Source organism: Actinoplanes sp. NPDC051475 (assembly GCF_040689425.1).
Classification (GTDB): domain Bacteria; phylum Actinomycetota; class Actinomycetes; order Mycobacteriales; family Micromonosporaceae; genus Actinoplanes.
Genome location: NZ_JBFAZZ010000006.1, coordinates 413,050 through 429,213, shown reverse-complemented (window position 1 = coordinate 429,213; position 16,164 = coordinate 413,050). Strand labels below are relative to the sequence as shown.

Here is a 16,164-nt window from a genome sequence, read left to right as displayed (position 1 = left end):
TTGGGCCCCCGCCGCGGCCGGAGGTCTCGCCGGCCTCCGGGCCCCGGGGCGCCCCCGGCCGATCGGCCGCCCGGGGCCCGCCGATGAAGGAGATGAGTCACATGCGGAGCTTTCAGGGGCGCGACATCCTCTCGCTCGAGGAGTTCGAGCGCCAGGAGTACTTCCGGGTCTTCGACATCGCCGACCGTCTCGCGCCGATCGCGCGCGACCGGCGCAACTCCGACCTGCTCCGGGCCAAGACCCTGGTCACGGCCTTCTACCAGCCGAGCACCCGGACCCGGCTGTCGCACGAGGCGGCGATGCACCGCCTCGGCGGGGCGGTGACCGGCTTCGTCGACGCGAAGAACACCCGCGCGGGTGACTACTATCAGGAGTCTCTGCGCGACACCGTACGGATGCTGGAGAACTACGGCGACGTCATCGTCATGCGCCACTTCGAGGAGGGCGCGCCGCGGGAAGCCGCGCGCTGGTCCAGCGTCCCGATCATCAACGCCGGCGACGGCTGGGGCGAGCACCCCACCCAGATCCTCACCGACCTCTACACGGTGGCGGCCGAGCGCGGCCGCCTCGACGGGCTGCGCTGGCTCGCAGTCGGCGACATGCGCATGCGCACCATGCACTCGCTGGGGCACGCCCTCGCGCGCTTCGACTGCCCGCTGACCCTGGTCGCGCCCCCGGCGGACGCCCTGTTCCCCGGCTCACCGGACATGCGGATGCCGGAGCAGTACAAGGAGAGTTTCCGGCGCGACGGCCTCGAGGTGCGCGAGGCCGAGCACGTCGAAGAGGCGATCGCCGAGGCGGACGTGATCCTGGTCGAGCCGGTCGTCCAGCCGGACTACACCCGGGCCCACCACGAGGCGAGCACCGAGGACAAGCCCGTCACCCCGGCGAACTATCGGATCACCCGGGAGCTGCTCGGGTCCCGGGCGAAGAGCGACGCCATCCTGCTGCACTCGCTGCCCCGGATGGACGAGCTGCCCCCGGACGTGGACGGCACCCGCTGGTCGCGGCTGTGGCAGGAGGCCGCCAACGGCGTCGTGGTGCGCATGGCGCTGCTGGCCCTGGTGCTCGGCGCGGTCGAGTGATCCTGCGGTGGCCCTACTGCTCGGCGACCGGGTTGTCCGCGTCGATGGTGGCGAGCACGAGCTCGTCGGCGAACGGGCGTACGGACTCCGCGAGCTCCTGCTGCGCCGCGATCAGCCGCTCGCCGGAAACCGCCTCGGCGGACACCCGCTCGAGGATGAAGACGACGTTGCGCGACTCGGACGTCACCTTGGTGCGGTCGCTGTCCCGGTGGTTCCAGTGGCGGGTCAGCACGTGCGCGTCCTGCGCGTACACGATCTCCCCGGCGCGGGGCACCTCGGTCTCGTCCGGTTCGCCCATGGGTACGAACACATCCCCGTCCCGGGCGGGCCGGACGGTGACGAGCTCGCCGAGCGTGTCCAGGTCGAACGCGCCGGCCGGCACCCGGTGGCGCAGTGAGATCAGGTTGTAGGCATCCACCGCCGGGCTGATCCGCGGCACCCGCCCGGACTTGGCGACCCGGCGGCTCAGCGCCTCCACACTGGGCCGGGCCCGTCGCGGATTGGTCCCGAAGGCCCGGTACGCCGTGTGCCACGAGGCGATCTCCGGCGACTCCTCCCCGGGCGCGGCCCACGCGCCGGCGGCCACGTCGCGCTGGAACTGCTCCACGGCGGCGTCGACGGCGGGCCACGGCTCGCCGTTACGCAGGTTCCGCGCGGCGACGAAGCACACCTGCGCGTCCGGGAACGCCGTGAGCACCTCGGCGTCCAGCATGATGCGGACTGACATCGAACGATCCTCCTCAACCCACGCCGTGGCGCGGGGGCTCCAGCAGCCTGGTGCGGTGTCGCAGCCGGCGGGCGTACCCGTCCGGATCGCCGGCGAGCAGAAGGTAATGCAGCTTCCGGATGGAATGGTGCGGCACCCCCGGCCACATGTGATGCACGGTGTGGTAGCCGTCGTTGTGCGGGTGCAGGAGCAGGCGCTGCCACCGGCCCAGGTTGGTGATGGTCGCGTCGAAGACCGTATCGCTGTCGGAGTAGACGTGCTCGTCCGCCTCGCCGAGGAACCGCAGGACGGGCAGTACGAGGAAGAAGCCGGCCAGCCAGCAGACTCCGGAGAGGACGCCGCCCGCAGCGCCGAGCACCAGGTGGCCGAGTACGCCCGTCGCGGCGGACGTGGCGACGACCGGGATCAGGACCTGGTGCGGCTGTGCCTTCATGGCGGCGAACCACCCGGCCTCGTACCGGGGCAGCCGCACGATGACGTCCCGCAGCAGGCCCCAGGCGGAGCGCCGGTCCACCCGCTCGAGGTCGAGTTCCTCGTAGCGCTCGCGGTCCGGGTCGTCCGGGGTGCCGAAGCGGCCGTGATGCAGCAGGTGGCTCGTGCGGTAGCTGGCGATGGTCGCACCGGTCGGCCCGCCGGCCAGCACCGCGGCGAGACCGTCGTTGAGCCGCCGGCGGCGGCGGGACCAGTTGAAGTGCGACGCCTCGTGGACGAGGCACTCCAGCCCGCGCATCTGCCGGGCGGCCACGACCAGCAGCACGGCGGACACGGGTACGAGCAACGGGCTGAGCAGCAGGGCCCAGGCGGCGAGGATCGTGGCGGTGACCGCCGACGCGAGGTCGATCACGGCCAGGGCGAACGTGAGCGGCAACCGGGTGCGGTGCGCGTCGGCGATCGCCGCGCGCATGCCCGGGGGAGCGGTGTAGCCCTTCGGGTACGGCCGTCCGGCGGCCCGGGGAGCGGAGCCCTCGCGGTCCGGTACCGGTGCATCGCCGAGCGGCTGGACCTCGAGCATCGCCGGCGTCGTCCTTCCTCGTCGGTGTTCGGTGTCAGGAGCCGGTGACCCCGCCGCGAGCGGCGACGGACCGGTCGCGCATGACCGCGGCGACGACGTCGAGGTCGGCGCTGATCGTGTGCGCCGCGCCTGGCGCTGTGCCCGGTGCGGGCGGCGTACTCAGGTCGGAGCCGGTGACCAGCACCACGGCGCTCTCATCCGGCGAGACGAGCCCCATGGCCAGCGCGCTGCGGTAGCCGGCGAATGCCGCGGCTCCCGCCGGCTCGCTGGGCACCTGCGCCAGGTCGCGCAGGTCTCGTACGGCGGCGTCGATCTCCGGCTCGGTCACCGTGACGAAGGAGCCGCCGGCCGTACGCACCTCGTCCAGCGTCCACTCGCCGATCGAGGGCACCGTAACGGCGATGCCGTCGGCCGAGGTCGCCGCGGGATCCAGCGGCGGCGCCGCGGTGCCGTGCCACCGGTGGGCGAGCGGCGCGCACGCGGCCGCCTGCACCCCGATCATCCGGGGCAGGGCCGCGATGGCCCCGCAGGCGAGGAGCTCCCGGAAACCCTTGGCCAGCCCGACCAGGGTCGGCCCGTCGCCGACCGGCGCCACCGCGACGTCGGGCGCGCGGCGTCCCAGCTGTTCCCACACCTCGAGGGCGACCGTCTTCTTCGCCTCGATCGTCAGCGGGTTCGCGCCGGTGTTGCGGTCGATCCAGCCGAACCGTGCCGCGGCGGCGCGGGACAGCTCGAACGCCGCCCGGTAACCCTCCCGGACGCGGAAGACCTGGGCGCCGGCGGCCACCATGTGGGCGACCTTGCCGGGCCGGCAGTCCTCCGGCACGAAGATCACCGCGTCGATGCCGGCGGCCGCGGCGCCGACCGCCGTCGCGATGGCCGCGTTGCCGGTCGACGAGGTGGTCACCGCCGTCGCGCCGCTGCGCATGCCGATGTCGATCACCAGCGCGGTCGCCCGGTCCTTGTTGGACCGGGTCGGCCCCGTCGTCTCGTCCTTGAGCCACAGGTCGCCGGCTCCGGTGGCCTCCCGCAGGCCCGGAACCGGGCGCAACGGGGTGCCGCCGACCGGCAGCGGGTACACCGGATCGCGGTCGCAGCCGGGCAGCAGGCGGCTGTACCGCCACATGTCGATCCGGCCCCCGGGTTCGGGCAGCAGCTCCGGCCGGTAGCGGTACGTGAAGGTCGGATCCTGGTACGCCGTGCGTACGGCGATGGCCTCGTCGCTCACCAGCGGACCTGATCGCCGAAGAACCCGTCGACGGCCAGCGCGTCGCCGCTCTCGCGGGCGTGGTCGAGAACCATGCGCCCGACGGCGATGTCCAGCACCCCGAGGCCGAACGGCGAGAAGACCGTGGGCCGGCCGGGGTCGAGCCGGGCCTTGTCCTGCATCACCTGCGCGAGGGTGCCGGTGATGAAGCCGCGGCCTCCGGTCAGCATCTCGGCCAGATGCGGCGAGGTCCGGGCCTTGAGGCAGTGCTCGACGTCGTCCACGACGTTGTCGGCGGCCAGCAGGGTCTCCGGAGCCAGGTCGCGCAGGGAGATGTGCAGCACGAGCTGGCCGGCCCGGAACCGATGGGTCGCCGGCACGTACGGGGCGAGCGCCGTCGTGGCGAACACGACCACGTCGGCGTCGAGGGCGGCGTCCAGATCGCCGGCGACGGCCGTACCCTCCGCGGTCGCGTCGAGGTGCCCGACGAGCGCGGCCGCCGAGGCGGGATCGGTGTCGTGGCACACGATCCGCTCGGGCCGCGTCCCGCCGGCGCGCAGATAGCGGCAGATCGTACGGGCGATGTAGCCGGCTCCGACCACCCCCAGCGTGGCGGCCTCACCCCGGCCGAGGACCTGCGCGGCCAGCGCGGCCGAGGCCGCGGTCCGCGCCGCGCTGATCGCGGCGCTCTCCAGGACCGCGACCGGACGGCCCGTCTCGTAGTCGTTGAGCACGAGCAGCGCGGACGCGCGCTGCTGACCCCGGCGGACATTGGCCGGAAAGCTCGAGATCCATTTGATTCCGGCCATCGGCCGCTCGTCGTGCACGAACGCGGGAAGCGCGATGATCCGGGAGTCCGGCTTCTCCGGGAACCGCAGGAAATAACTGTCGGGATTGACCGTGCCGCCGGATTCGTGAAGAAGGTAGGTGGTGCGCACGCAATCGATCACGGCGCTTTCCGCGCCGTCCAGTGCGGCGGCCACCGCGGAATTGCCGACAACGGCGAGATCGCTCATGGTTCCGTTCCTGTTTGTCCGGTGGAGTGTTCACATGCCGGCGACGACTCGCGCGGGTGCGCGATCGATCACCCCGGCGGCATCGCAGGCGATGGCGCGCGCCAATTCCGGACCGTAGTGGTCGAGCACCCAGCCGTCGTTGTAGATCGTGTCCAGATAGCGCTCGCCGAGGTCCGGTGAAATGACCACGACCCGGCTTCCCGGCAGGATCGATTCGCCCATCGCGCTCACCGCGGCGAGCGCCGTGCCGGTGGAGCCGCCGACGAGCAGGCCGTATCGGCGCGCGACGCGCCGGCAGACCAGGATCGTGTCCGCCTCGGCGACGACGCACTTGTCGAAGTCCGGACCGTCCCGGAACAGTTCCGGGCGCCGGCTGGCTCCGAGCCCGGGAATCCGCCGGGTTCCGGGTGCCCCGCCGAACGTGACGGAGCCGGCCGCGTCGACGGCCACGACCCGGGTGGGTGAGTGCACGGCCCGGAAGTGGCTCAGGCATCCCATCAGCGTTCCCGCCGAGCCGACGCCCACGAATATCCAGTCCGGCGCGCCCAGCTCGGCCTCGATCTCGCGGGCGGTGGTGGTCCGGTGCGCCCGCGGGTTCGCCGTGTTGCCGTACTGGTTGAGCCAGACCAGCTCGGGATCGGCGGCCAGGCGGGCCGCGATGCAGTCGATGCGGGTCTGCAGGTAGCCGCCGTTGGGGTCATGGCGGGTGACCGTCACCACCTCGGCACCGAGCGCCTCGATGTGCCGCACGCTCTGCGCGTTGGCGTTCGGATCCGTGACGACGGTCAGCCGCAGGTTCTCGGCGGCGCAGATGGATGCCAGCGCGACGCCGAGGTTCCCGGACGTGGACTCGATGAGGTGCATGCCGGCCCGGAGGGTCCCGTCGGCCAGGGCGGACAGCACCATCTCGCGCGCCGTCTTGACCTTGATCGATCCGGTCGGGTTCAGCCCCTCCAGTTTGAGCAGGACCTCGCCGTGCTGCTGATAGCCGGGTAACCGCAGGAAGGCGCGACGATCTCCCGACTCGTAGGCCCGGTCGACGATCACCTACCTGCTCCGCCCGCCATCGATCGACACGGCGCCGATCCGCTTGGCCCGGAACCGGTCGAGGACGTCGACGGCGGCCACCGCGGACTCGGGAGTGCGAAGGCTGGGCTCCCGGTCACCACCGAAGCGCGCGCAGACGGCCACGTGCGCGTCGTACGCCGTCGACATGGCCGCGACCAGGAAGCCGTACGTCTCCCGTACCTCAGGATCGGCCTTCGCGACCAGCGGCTTGATCCGGCCGAATCCCTTGAGCAGCATCCGGTGGTCGCGCAGTTGCAGGCCGCTGAACTTGGCGTTGATGTGCGGCGGCATCATCGCCGGGCGGACGACGTCCGCGTACGCCGGGCGGGTGAAGTCGCCGGCGAACCGCAGCGCCGCACCGGATCCGATCATCAGCACGGTGGCGTCCTCGAGCAGGCGGCACGCCTCGTCCGGCTCGGTCTCCAGGGTCTCCTCGACGCAGCCGACGGCGACGACCAGCGCCTGGATGAGGGCGAAGAACACCTGATGGCCGAGCCGCCAGCGCATCAGCGGATCCACGTCGACCGGACGGATCGCGACGGCGGGCGGCGCGTCGGTGTCCCGCTCCGCGCCGGCCCAGTGCGTGTCAGCGGCTCCCACCCGCCAGAGCAGGCGGAACACGGTCCGGAAGGAGTCGCGGAGCTGGTCCCACTCGTCCGTGCCCAGGGTCACCCCGGCGGACAGGGCGTCGTGCAGCTGGCCTTTTACGGCCTCCAGCATGGTGCGGGTGAACTCCTGCACCGGGTTGCCGGTGACGCGGACGGCGCCGAAGAACACGTCGTGCTCCTCGTAGAGGTCCTCCGGCAGCCCCAGCCGTTCCTCGTCGGTGTAGCGCGTCGGCGCGGCCGGCGGACCCAGCCGGCTCAGTGCGGCGGCGACGGCCGCCAGGGCCCGCTCGTCCGGGTCGTGCGAGTCCAGGCCCACCACCATGCGCAGGGCGTCCACAGTGTCCGCGTCCATGAATTTCCGCACGGCGGAAATGGACGCGGGCAGGTCCTCGGCCTTCAAAAGATGCAGCGGCGAGATATCGGCCGGCCGCCGGTCGTCTGCGATCGAATCACCGGACGCGGCCGGCGTTGATTGTGTCGCCAACTCTTCCATTGCCACCCTAAAAATGCAGCGTTAAACGAAAGGCTCAGCAGTCTGCGGGCACGACGATTTCGCGGCCGGAATCACGCGAATCGTGCCGGTTGCTGGTCTGGTTCGTACAGATTCGTGGTGCCTGATGCCGGGCTAGTCCCGGCGCACTCCACGGTGCCAGCGAGTCATGAACACAATCTCCCCGTTCCCCGTTTCCCCGTTTCACGACGCGGGTCACCCGCAGTCGTCGCGTTACTGAACCACAGTGGATCCCGGCCCGCAATACCCGTCGATCGTCCACCGGGCCGCTCGTAACGTTCCGGTGCAGCGCATAGAGCAAGGTCTTAGCCCGTGGTCCCCCCGCCGGGGCGCGACACCGGCGTGACCGCATCGATGCATGTGATTTCTGCCACAGGGGCCCGTGGTCGAGTCCCCTGTCGACAGTGGGCCGTGTCAGTGGGCGTGATGGTAGCGGTGGACGACCGCGTGGCCCCGGCCACGCGAGATCATCCAGCGGTTGAGCGGAGTGGTCAGCAGGAAGGCCACCGCCAGCGACGCGGCGAGCGAGACCCAGAAGAGCGCGCTGTCCAGCCCGGCGTCCATCGCCCCGGGCACTGCGACGATGACGGCGTTGTCCAGCAGCTCCATCACCGCGATCGAAACGGTGTCGGCGGCCAGTGCCACCTTGAGCGCCGTGCGGAAGTCGACGCCCGCGTGCAGCACGCCGCGCATGGTGAGGGTGTAGCCGAACACGAACGCCAGCACAACCGACAGCACGACGGTCGCGGCGGTGGGGAGTCCCGCGGCGGTGCCGATCACCATGCCGAGGACTTCGCCGATGGCGCAGCCGGTGAGGCAGTGCAGGGTGGCGGCCGCAGCGGCCCGCCAGGTGACGACATTTTCCATGCGTCGAAGATACCCCCCTGGGGTATATGACGCAAGCGCGAAATTGACTTAATTTAACTTTATGAATTTGGCTCTGACCTGGGAAAACGATCAGGAAGGCGGTTGCGGAGGGTTGACAGTCCTCGAGGCCGGGAGTTAATTGTTCGCTACCTTGCCTATTCCGGCCCGGCCCCCCACCTTCCGGCCCGGTTCGGCGTATCCCCGCAGTGGAAGGTCCCCTCATGAAACGCCGTACCACTCTCCTCGCCTCCGTCAGTTCGGCCGCCGTCGTCGCGGCCCTCGGGGCCCTCGGCATCACCGAGGCCGGCGCCGCGGCGGCCGGTGCCATCACCGGGCTCGGCGGCAAGTGCGTCGACGTCGCCGGCGCCAGCCCGGCCAACGGCGCTCGCGTCCAGCTCTACGACTGCAACGGGTCGGCGGCCCAGACCTGGACCACGGGCGCCTCGGACGACACCGTGCGGGCGCTCGGTAAATGCATGGACGTCGCCGGCGCCTCGACCGCGAACGGCGCCAAGGTGCAGCTCTACGACTGCAACGGCACCGCCGCGCAGAAGTGGACGGTCTCCGGTGGCGCGCTCGTCAACACCGGCTCCGGCAAGTGCCTCGATGTCACCGGTCAGAGCTCGGCGAACGGTACGCAGCTGCAGATCTGGACGTGCACCGGCGCCGCGAACCAGGTCTGGACGCTGTCCGGTGGTGGTGGCACGCTCGATCCGAATGTCTCCCCGGGTGGCAACTTCAACCTCTCGATCTGGTCCCTGCAGCTGCCGATCGGCTCGCCCGGCGCGCCGACCACCATCCCGCCGTCGCAGCTCAAGGGGCCCAACGGCTACACCCACCCGGCGTACTTCTTCACGGACCGCACCGACGGTTCGATGACCTTCTTCGCGCCGGAGAAGGGCGTCACGACGCCGAACTCGAACTACGCCCGCTCCGAGCTGCGCGAGATGAACGCCGACGGCAGCGCGGCGGACTGGCCCCTGGCGGGCAACCACACGTTGAGTGCCTCGCTGCGGGTAACGCAGGTGACCAAGAACGTCTGCGTCGGGCAGGTGCACCTGGGCTCCGGCGGTTCGTCGACCAAGCCGCTGCTCGAGCTCTACTACCGGCCCAACGGCGACATCTTCCTCGGCACCGAGAACTCGCCGGCCGGCGGCCAGACCCTGCATGCGGTCGGAAACGTGCCGCTGGGCACCCGGTGGAGCTACGTCATCAACGTCACGGGCAACAAGATCAACCTCACTGTCAACGGTACGCGGACCAGCTACTCGATCCCGTCGTCGTTCAACCCGTACAAGCAGTACTTCAAGGCCGGCTCGTACAACCAGAGCTCGTCGGAGAGCACCACCAACGGCGCGAAGGTCAAATTCTACGTCTTGACCGTCTCGCACGGCTGATCCGTCGCAGGTGAGGCATAGTGGAATGCCGTGACTGAGACACCCGCTATGCCCACCTGTCCCGTCGCCACCCGGCTCTACGAGGCCGGCGGGGTGGTGGCCGAGGGCTTCGGCGCGGCCGAGATATCCCGGCTGCTGGGCGAGCATCCCGAGGCCGTGCTGTGGTTCGACCTGCTCGACCCCGACGAGGCGGACCTGCGGGCCGTCGCGGCCGAGTTCCGGCTGCATCCGCTCGCCGTCGAGGACGCGGTGCACGACCATCAGCGGCCCAAGCTGGACCGCTATCCGGGCCACCTGTTCATGAACGTGTACGACGTCCACGTCACCACCGACGGCCCGGTCCCGGAGACGGACAAGACGGAGATCAGCGCCTTCATCACCGACCGCGCGCTGATCACGGTGCGCAAGTCGGCGAGCGACGTCTCCCGGTTCGTCGAGCGCTGGGACGCGGACGCCGAGCTGGCCAAGCACGGCGGGGTCGCCTTCCTCGTGTACGGCCTGCTCGACGTCGTCGTGGACGGGCAGTTCGCCGCGGCCCGCATCCTCGACGAGGCGATGGACAGGACCGAGGACACGATGCTCGAGGAGGGCGGCGCGCCGCGTTCGGTGCGGATGTACGGCTTCGGCCTGCGCAGGGCCATCGCCGCGCTGCGCCGCCCGGTGGCGCCGATGGCGGACCTCATCGCCGAGGTGCTGCGCCTCGAGAACGCGCTGGTCGACGAGCGGCTGGCGCCGTACTACCGCGACGTCGACGACCACGCGCGCCGGGCCACGGAGACCATCGACAGCGCCCGGGAGCGCATCAACGGCCTGCTCGAGGCGGACCTCAACGAGCAGAGCAACGCGCTCAACGACGTGACCCGCAAGCTCGCCGCGTGGGCCGCCGTCATCGCCGTACCCACGGCGCTGACCGGATTCTTCGGCCAGAACGTCCCGTACTGGGGTTACGAGCGGTTCTCCGGCTTCCTCGCCAGCCTGGTGCTCGTCGTGCTCTCCGCCGGCGGTCTGTACGTCTACCTCAAGCGGCGTGGTTGGCTGTGACCGTGGAGAAACTCGTGCACCACGCCAAGCTGGAATGGGACGGCTCGACGGGGGAGGGCTACCGGGCGTACCCGCGGGCCCACACCGCGAGCGCCCCGCCCGCGCAGGCCGCCCTGCGGCTGAGCGCCGACCCGCAATTCCGGGGCGACCCGGATCTGCTGAACCCGGAGCAGCTCGTCGTGCTGGCGGCGAGCTCGTGCCAGCTGCTGTCGTTCCTGTCCGTGGCGGCCCGTAAGCACGTCGACGTCCTCCGGTACGCCGACGAAGCGACCGGCTACCTCAGCGAGGACCTCCGCAAGGCCCGCCTCGAGCTCATCGAGCTGAACCCGGTCGTGCACGTCGCCCCGGGCACCGACGAGGAGCTGGTGCTGCGGCTCGTCGACCAGGCACACGAGGAGTGCTACATCGCCAACTCGCTGAACTCCACGGTCACGGTCCGCGCGACGGTGGTGGTCACAGCGACCTGATCTCCACGCCGGTGAACGTCACCCGGTACGCCGCACCGGTTTACCCGGGTGGTCGCCCGTACGTGTCCGGGGCCAGGACATTAGGGTGAGCCCGTGCGTGACATCGCCGTGTTCACCGGAAGTGCCCATCCCGAATTGGCGGCGGAGATCTGCGAGCACCTCGGCGTGCCGCTGCTGCCCACGAAGACATCGCGGTTCGCCAACGACTGCATCGAGGTGCAGCTGCAGGGCAACTGCCGCGAGCGCGACGTGTTCCTCATCCAGCCGCTCGTCCCGCCGGTGCAGGAGAACCTCGTCGAGCTGCTGTTCATGCTCGACGCAGCGCGCGGCGCGTCGGCCGGCCGGATCACCGTCGTGCTTCCGCACTACGCGTACGCCCGCAGCGACAAGAAGGACGCCCCGCGCATCTCCATCGGCGGGCGCCTCGTCGCGGACCTGCTGCAGACCGCCGGCGCCCACCGGATCCTCGCCATGACCCTGCACTCCCCGCAGGTGCACGGCTTCTTCAGCGTCCCGGTCGATCACCTGCACGCGCTGCGCGAGCTGGCCCACCACTTCCGCGGGTACGACCTGAGCAACACGGTCGTGGTCTCCCCGGACCTGGGCAACGCGAAGGAGGCGGCGGCCTTCGCCCGGATGCTCGGCATCGAGGTGGCGGCCGGCGCCAAGCAGCGGTACGCCGACGACAAGGTCGTGATCAGCTCGGTCATCGGCGAGGTGGCCGACCGCGACGTGATCATCCTGGACGACGAGATCGCCAAGGGCAGCACGGTCTTCGAGCTGCTCGGGCGGCTGCGCGAGCGCAACACCCGCAGCATCCGGGTCGCGTGCACCCACGGCCTGTTCGCCTCGCAGGCGGTGCAGCGGCTCTCCGACGAGAAGGACGTCGAGGAGATCGTCTGCACCAACACCGTGCCGATCCCGGCGGCCGACCGCACCGACAAGCTGACCGTGCTCTCGGTGGCACCCGCGCTCGCCGAGGCGATGCGCCGCATCCACAACGGCGAGTCGGTCAGCGCGCTCTTCGCATGACCGAGGCCGTGTGGACGGCGTTGCTGGCCATGCAACGGCAGTCGTGGGAGCAGGGCGTCGCCGCGCAGGCCGCCCTCGACCTGGGGCGCGACGACCTGGCGGTGCTGCTGGCGGAGGCCGCGGTGGTACGCCAGTCGGCGGACGGGCGCCTCGGCAACGTCGAGGACGAGGTGGGCGCGGTCAACGGTGCCGCGTGCGGGGAGGCGGTGCTGGCGGCGTACCGGCGTACCGGGAATGCGGTCTTTGCCGAAGCGGCCCGCAGGCAGCTCGCCTGGCTGGAGTCCGGCGCACCCCGGGCTGCCGACGGCACGCTCTTCCACCTGCTCGGTGGCCGCGAGATGTGGGCCGACACGGTCTACATGGTGGTGCCCTTCCTGGCCCTCAGCGGGCGCCCGGACGTGGCTTGGCAGCAGGTCGAGGGGCATCGCGCCCGGCTCTGCCACGACGGCGTCTACTCGGCGATCTGGTCGGAGGAGACCGGCTCGCTGCGGCGGGCCGACCGCTGGGGCGGCGGCAACGGCTGGGTGGTCGCGGCGGTCGCGAGGACGCTGCGGCTCGTGCCGGACTTCCCGGAGCGGGAGCGGCTGGCCGAGCACGGGCGCGAGGTTCTCGATGCCTGCCTCGCGCTGCGGCGGCCCGACGGGCTGTTCCACGACGTGCTCGACGACCCGGCGACGTTCCGGGAGACCAACGCGGCGCAGATGTTCGCGTACGCGGCGCTCACGGGCGCCGCCGACGGCTGGCTGCCGCCCGAGTACGCCGACACCGGCCGCGACCTGCTGGCCGCCGCGACCCGGGAGCTCGGCGGGGACGGCGTGGTGCGCGGCGCCGCCGGCTCGCCGCGCTTCGACCGGCCGGGCACCTCGAGCGAGGCCCAGGCCTTCCACCTGCTGGCCGCCGCGGCGGCCTAGCTGCTCTGCTCCCGTGCCGGCTGCGGCCCGCAGAGGGTGAGGATCGCGCCCAGCAGGGTCGAGCGGGTGAACGGCTTCTCCACCAGCATGCTGTTCTCGTCGAGGTGCAGCTGCGGCCCGAGCGATGCGGCGGTGTAGCCGGACATGAAGAGCACCGGCAGGTCGGGCCGATGGGTGCGCAGCGCCGCGGCCAGTTCGGGTCCGGTCATGGTCGGCATCACCACGTCGGTGATCAGCAGGTCGGGCTGCGCGCCCGAGGCGACCTGGGTGACCGCCTGGAGCGCGTCCGTCGCGACCGTGATCTCGTAGCCCGCCGGCGCGATCAGCCGCTGCACGAGCTGCGCCACCTCCGGCTGGTCCTCCACGATGAGCACCCGGCCGATGACCGCGGGCGTGACCCGGCGGTCGACGGCCGGCGCCGGGCGTTCCTCGGCGGCCGGGAGGTAGAGGTGCACCGTGGTGCCCATCCGCGGCTGCGACTCCAGTTCGATGTGGCCGCCGATGCCGTGCACGATGCCGGCGGTGGTGGCCAGGCCCAGGCCCGCGGCGGTGGGCCGGGTGGTGAAGAACGGCTCGAGGGCCCGCTTTCGGGTCTCGTCGGTCATGCCCACGCCGGTGTCCTGGATGACCAGGTGCACGCAGCGGCCGGCCGGTGCGCCCTCGGCGAGCTGCCCGGGCTCGACCACCTCGTTGGTGGCGGCCACCCGCAGCATGCCGCCGTGCAGCATCGCGTCGCGCGCGTTGGCGGCCAGGTTGACCAGGGCCTGTTCCAAGGGGCCGCGCTCCGCGCGTACCGGCCAGACGTCCGGGCCGAAGGCCAGGTCCAGCCCGATCCGCTCGCCGAGCGTGCGGCTGAACAGGCTCTGCACGTCGGTGAGCAGGTCCGGGATGGGGATGATCTCCGGGCGGTTGCCCTCGCTGCGCCCGAAGGCCAGCAGCTGATGGGTCAGCGTGCGTCCGGTGGCGACCGCGTCCAAAATGTCCTTGGCCAGCTGGTGCTGCGGCGTGCCCTCGGCCGTCGTCGTGGCGATCATGTCGGCCGAGCCGGCGACCACTGTCATCAGGTTGTTGAAGTCGTGCGAGATGCCGCCGATGAGCTGGCCCATGCTGTCGAGCCGGCGCAGGTGGTCGAGCTGGCGCTTGAGCCCCTTGGCGTCGATGTGGTCCGTGGTGTCGGTGACCATGCAGAGCACCCCCGCGGGGCGGCCGTGCTCGTCGGTCAGCGGCATCATGCTCATCCGTACGCTGCGCTGGGAACCGTCGGCGCGCAGCAGCTTGGTGGCGCCGACCGTGGAGCGCCCGGCCTTGCACTCGGCGAGACGCCGGGTCAGCTCGGCCTGGCCGTGCTTGTCGAGGAAGCCGCGCAGCGAGACGCCGACGAGCTGGGGGCGGGGCAGGCCGAGGACCACACCGATGGGCTCGTTCGCGTACGTGGCGACGCCGTCGTCGTCGAGCTGGAGCACCCCCTCGGGAATGGTCTCCAGCACCCGGCGGTAGCGCTCCTCGCTGGCACGCAGCCGTTCCATCGCCCGGGCGCTGGACAGGGCCAGGGACAGCTCGCCGGCGATGTCGCGGGCCAGCTCCACCTCCGCGGGCGTGTAGACCGCTCCCGGGGTCGCCCGGGTCAGCACCAGGTAGCCCGCGTACGTGTTGTCGACGATCACCGGGCACAGCACGGCGGCATGCACGACGGGCGCCGGCTCGCCCGAATCGACGTGCGGCGCGTGCCGCGGCCGCGGCAGCTCGGTGATCGGCCGGTCCGCCTCCCCGGCGAGCACGAGCGGGCGCCGGCTCGCGGCCAGGCTGGTGGAGAAGTCGTCGTCGGGCAGCTCGCCCGCGCGGTCGAGCAGGTGGCCGTACGCGGGAGCCAGCTGGTCGTCCGCATGGTGGTAGGTGATCGCCTCGTAGCGCTCGTCGTCGCCGAGGATCTGCACGCCGGCACCGTCGCCGAGCATGTCCGCGGCGGCCCGGGCGGCGGTCGAACGCACCTGCTCGGTGTTCTCCGCGACGCGGCTGAGCGCCAGCGCCAGGTCGGCCAGTGCGTACCGGAGGGGATAAGCCATGACACCCATGTGGCAACTATCGGCGCAACGGCCGCACGGTGCGGGCGGTTCAGGAGGAATGCAACCGAGCGGCCGAGCCGGGTCCCACGCGTCACATCGCGAACCAGCGCTCCGCAAGGGCGTCGAACGTGGGTGCGGCCGGGACGGGCAGCCGCTCCAGGTACGCGGGCAGGTTGCTGTAGTAATGCAGCAACGTCCAGGCCATCAATCGGCGGCGCAGATCGCCGTCCGGGCGGATCCCGTACGCCCGCAGCAGCCGTCCGTAGACCCGGGCGTCCCCGCGCGCGAGGAACACCGCCGGGGCGACGAAGTCGTAGTCGGCGGCGCCGCGCATCGCCGGCTCGAAGTCGACCAGCCCGGTCAGCCGGCCGTCGCGGACCAGCAGGTGCTCGTCCATGATCTCGGTGTGCAGCAGCACGGCCGGGGCGGTGAGCGGCACCGAGGCGAGGAATTCCGGGATCTGCGCGGCCCACGCCGGGGCGAGGCCGAGCGCACGGTGCCGCCCGGCGCAACCGGCGACCTGGTCCGCCACGAACTCGTCCCAGTCCTGCGGCCACCAGTCCTCGACCGCCGGTGGTGGCACGGCGTGCAGGGCGGCGATGCCCTCGCCGAGCTGCTCGGCGATCCGGTCCCGTTCGCCCTCGCCGAGCCGTGGCCACGCGCGGCTGAGCGGTTCGCCCGGAAGCCGGTCCATGAGCACGTAGCCCCAGCCCTCGAACTCCCCGGACGCGTGCACGCCCGGTGTCGGTACGGGCAGCCGCCCGTGCACCGCCGCGAGCACCCCGGCCTCGACCGGGCGCTCCTCCGCGTGCACCGGCGGGTAGAGCTTGAGCACCACGTCGCCGATCGCGTACACGGGTAGCGAGCCCGTGGGGAAGCGCGCGGGTGGACCCGGCACGCCGAGCCGGTCGAGCAGCGTGCGTACCCCCGGGCCGAGGGCCTCCTCGTCCCGGGCGACGAGGTCGAAATCCTCTTCGTCTTCGGCGTCCGGCCACAGGGTGGCGGTGTTTTCCCAGCTCAATGGGGGCTCCAACTCGATGAACGACGGGACGGGGATCCGGTGACGGGTGGCGGCGGACACCTACCTCACGTGCGAACTCCGACGTGTGGGGTTGCGCATTGATATGGACAAACAGCATCATTCCGGTCGGC

15 protein-coding genes are annotated in these 16,164 nt (G+C 71.5%); 6 read left to right on the top strand and 9 right to left on the bottom strand.

The genetic code is table 11. The features are described from left to right. The first annotated feature begins 101 nt into the window (after positions 1-101). Positions 102-1,085, top strand: coding sequence for an aspartate carbamoyltransferase (pyrB, locus tag AB0368_RS15820; protein WP_366154576.1), 984 nt, complete (start codon positions 102-104; stop codon positions 1,083-1,085). 13 nt (positions 1,086-1,098) lie between these two features. Here the strand turns inward: pyrB and AB0368_RS15815 are convergent, their stop codons facing one another. From AB0368_RS15815 to AB0368_RS15785, 7 genes are all read right to left on the bottom strand, one after another. Then, positions 1,099-1,812, bottom strand: a complete 714-nt coding sequence (locus AB0368_RS15815) for a phenylalanine--tRNA ligase beta subunit-related protein (RefSeq protein ID WP_366154575.1) — start codon at positions 1,810-1,812, stop codon at positions 1,099-1,101. Between the two features lie 13 nt (positions 1,813-1,825). After that, a complete protein-coding gene (locus tag AB0368_RS15810; RefSeq protein WP_366154574.1) occupies positions 1,826-2,824 on the bottom strand; it encodes a fatty acid desaturase family protein in 999 nt (332 codons plus the stop codon). Between the two features lie 34 nt (positions 2,825-2,858). After that, positions 2,859-4,052 (bottom strand): pyridoxal-phosphate dependent enzyme, encoded by a 1,194-nt coding sequence (locus AB0368_RS15805; RefSeq protein WP_366154573.1) that lies wholly within the window; start codon positions 4,050-4,052, stop codon positions 2,859-2,861. Further along, positions 4,049-5,047 (bottom strand): 2,3-diaminopropionate biosynthesis protein SbnB, encoded by a 999-nt coding sequence (gene sbnB / locus AB0368_RS15800; protein WP_366154572.1) that lies wholly within the window; start codon positions 5,045-5,047, stop codon positions 4,049-4,051. Before sbnB ends, AB0368_RS15805 begins: the two co-directional genes overlap by 4 nt. 30 nt (positions 5,048-5,077) lie before the next feature. Further along, the gene (sbnA, locus tag AB0368_RS15795) at positions 5,078-6,094 is read right to left on the bottom strand and encodes a 2,3-diaminopropionate biosynthesis protein SbnA (protein WP_366154571.1); all 1,017 of its coding nucleotides are present in this window, start codon (positions 6,092-6,094) and stop codon (positions 5,078-5,080) included. Further along, positions 6,095-7,075 (bottom strand): hypothetical protein, encoded by a 981-nt coding sequence (locus tag AB0368_RS15790; RefSeq protein WP_366154570.1) that lies wholly within the window; start codon positions 7,073-7,075, stop codon positions 6,095-6,097. 573 nt (positions 7,076-7,648) lie between these two features. Next, the gene (locus tag AB0368_RS15785; protein WP_366154569.1) at positions 7,649-8,101 is read right to left on the bottom strand and encodes a DUF4396 domain-containing protein; all 453 of its coding nucleotides are present in this window, start codon (positions 8,099-8,101) and stop codon (positions 7,649-7,651) included. A 221-nt stretch (positions 8,102-8,322) separates the two neighbouring features. Here AB0368_RS15785 and AB0368_RS15780 point away from each other — a divergent pair, with 221 nt between their 5' ends. The 5 genes from AB0368_RS15780 to AB0368_RS15760 all read left to right on the top strand — a co-directional run bounded on the left by AB0368_RS15780 (position 8,323) and on the right by AB0368_RS15760 (position 12,949). Then, a complete protein-coding gene (locus AB0368_RS15780; protein ID WP_366154568.1) occupies positions 8,323-9,498 on the top strand; it encodes a polysaccharide lyase family 7 protein in 1,176 nt (391 codons plus the stop codon). A 30-nt stretch (positions 9,499-9,528) separates the two neighbouring features. Further along, positions 9,529-10,539: a magnesium transporter CorA family protein gene (locus tag AB0368_RS15775; RefSeq protein ID WP_366154567.1), complete on the top strand. Its 1,011-nt coding sequence runs from the start codon at positions 9,529-9,531 to the stop codon at positions 10,537-10,539. A 2-nt stretch (positions 10,540-10,541) separates the two neighbouring features. Continuing rightward, complete coding sequence (locus AB0368_RS15770; protein WP_366154566.1) at positions 10,542-11,006, top strand: OsmC family protein; 465 nt, start codon at positions 10,542-10,544, stop codon at positions 11,004-11,006. 93 nt (positions 11,007-11,099) lie between these two features. Beyond that, complete coding sequence (locus AB0368_RS15765; RefSeq protein WP_366154565.1) at positions 11,100-12,038, top strand: ribose-phosphate pyrophosphokinase; 939 nt, start codon at positions 11,100-11,102, stop codon at positions 12,036-12,038. After that, positions 12,035-12,949, top strand: a complete 915-nt coding sequence (locus AB0368_RS15760) for a glycoside hydrolase family 88 protein (protein WP_366154564.1) — start codon at positions 12,035-12,037, stop codon at positions 12,947-12,949. The genes AB0368_RS15765 and AB0368_RS15760 overlap by 4 nt, the downstream gene beginning before the upstream one ends. Here AB0368_RS15760 and AB0368_RS15755 read toward each other — a convergent pair. Both AB0368_RS15755 and AB0368_RS15750 read right to left on the bottom strand, forming a co-directional pair. Further along, the gene (locus AB0368_RS15755) at positions 12,946-15,012 is read right to left on the bottom strand and encodes a response regulator (RefSeq protein WP_366154563.1); all 2,067 of its coding nucleotides are present in this window, start codon (positions 15,010-15,012) and stop codon (positions 12,946-12,948) included. The two genes, AB0368_RS15760 and AB0368_RS15755, sit on opposite strands and share 4 nt — an antisense overlap. Before the next feature lie 91 nt (positions 15,013-15,103). Further along, on the bottom strand, positions 15,104-16,033 hold the full coding sequence (locus AB0368_RS15750) for an aminoglycoside 3'-phosphotransferase/choline kinase family protein (protein WP_366154562.1): 930 nt from the start codon (positions 16,031-16,033) through the stop codon (positions 15,104-15,106). Between the last annotated feature and the right edge of the window lie 131 nt (positions 16,034-16,164).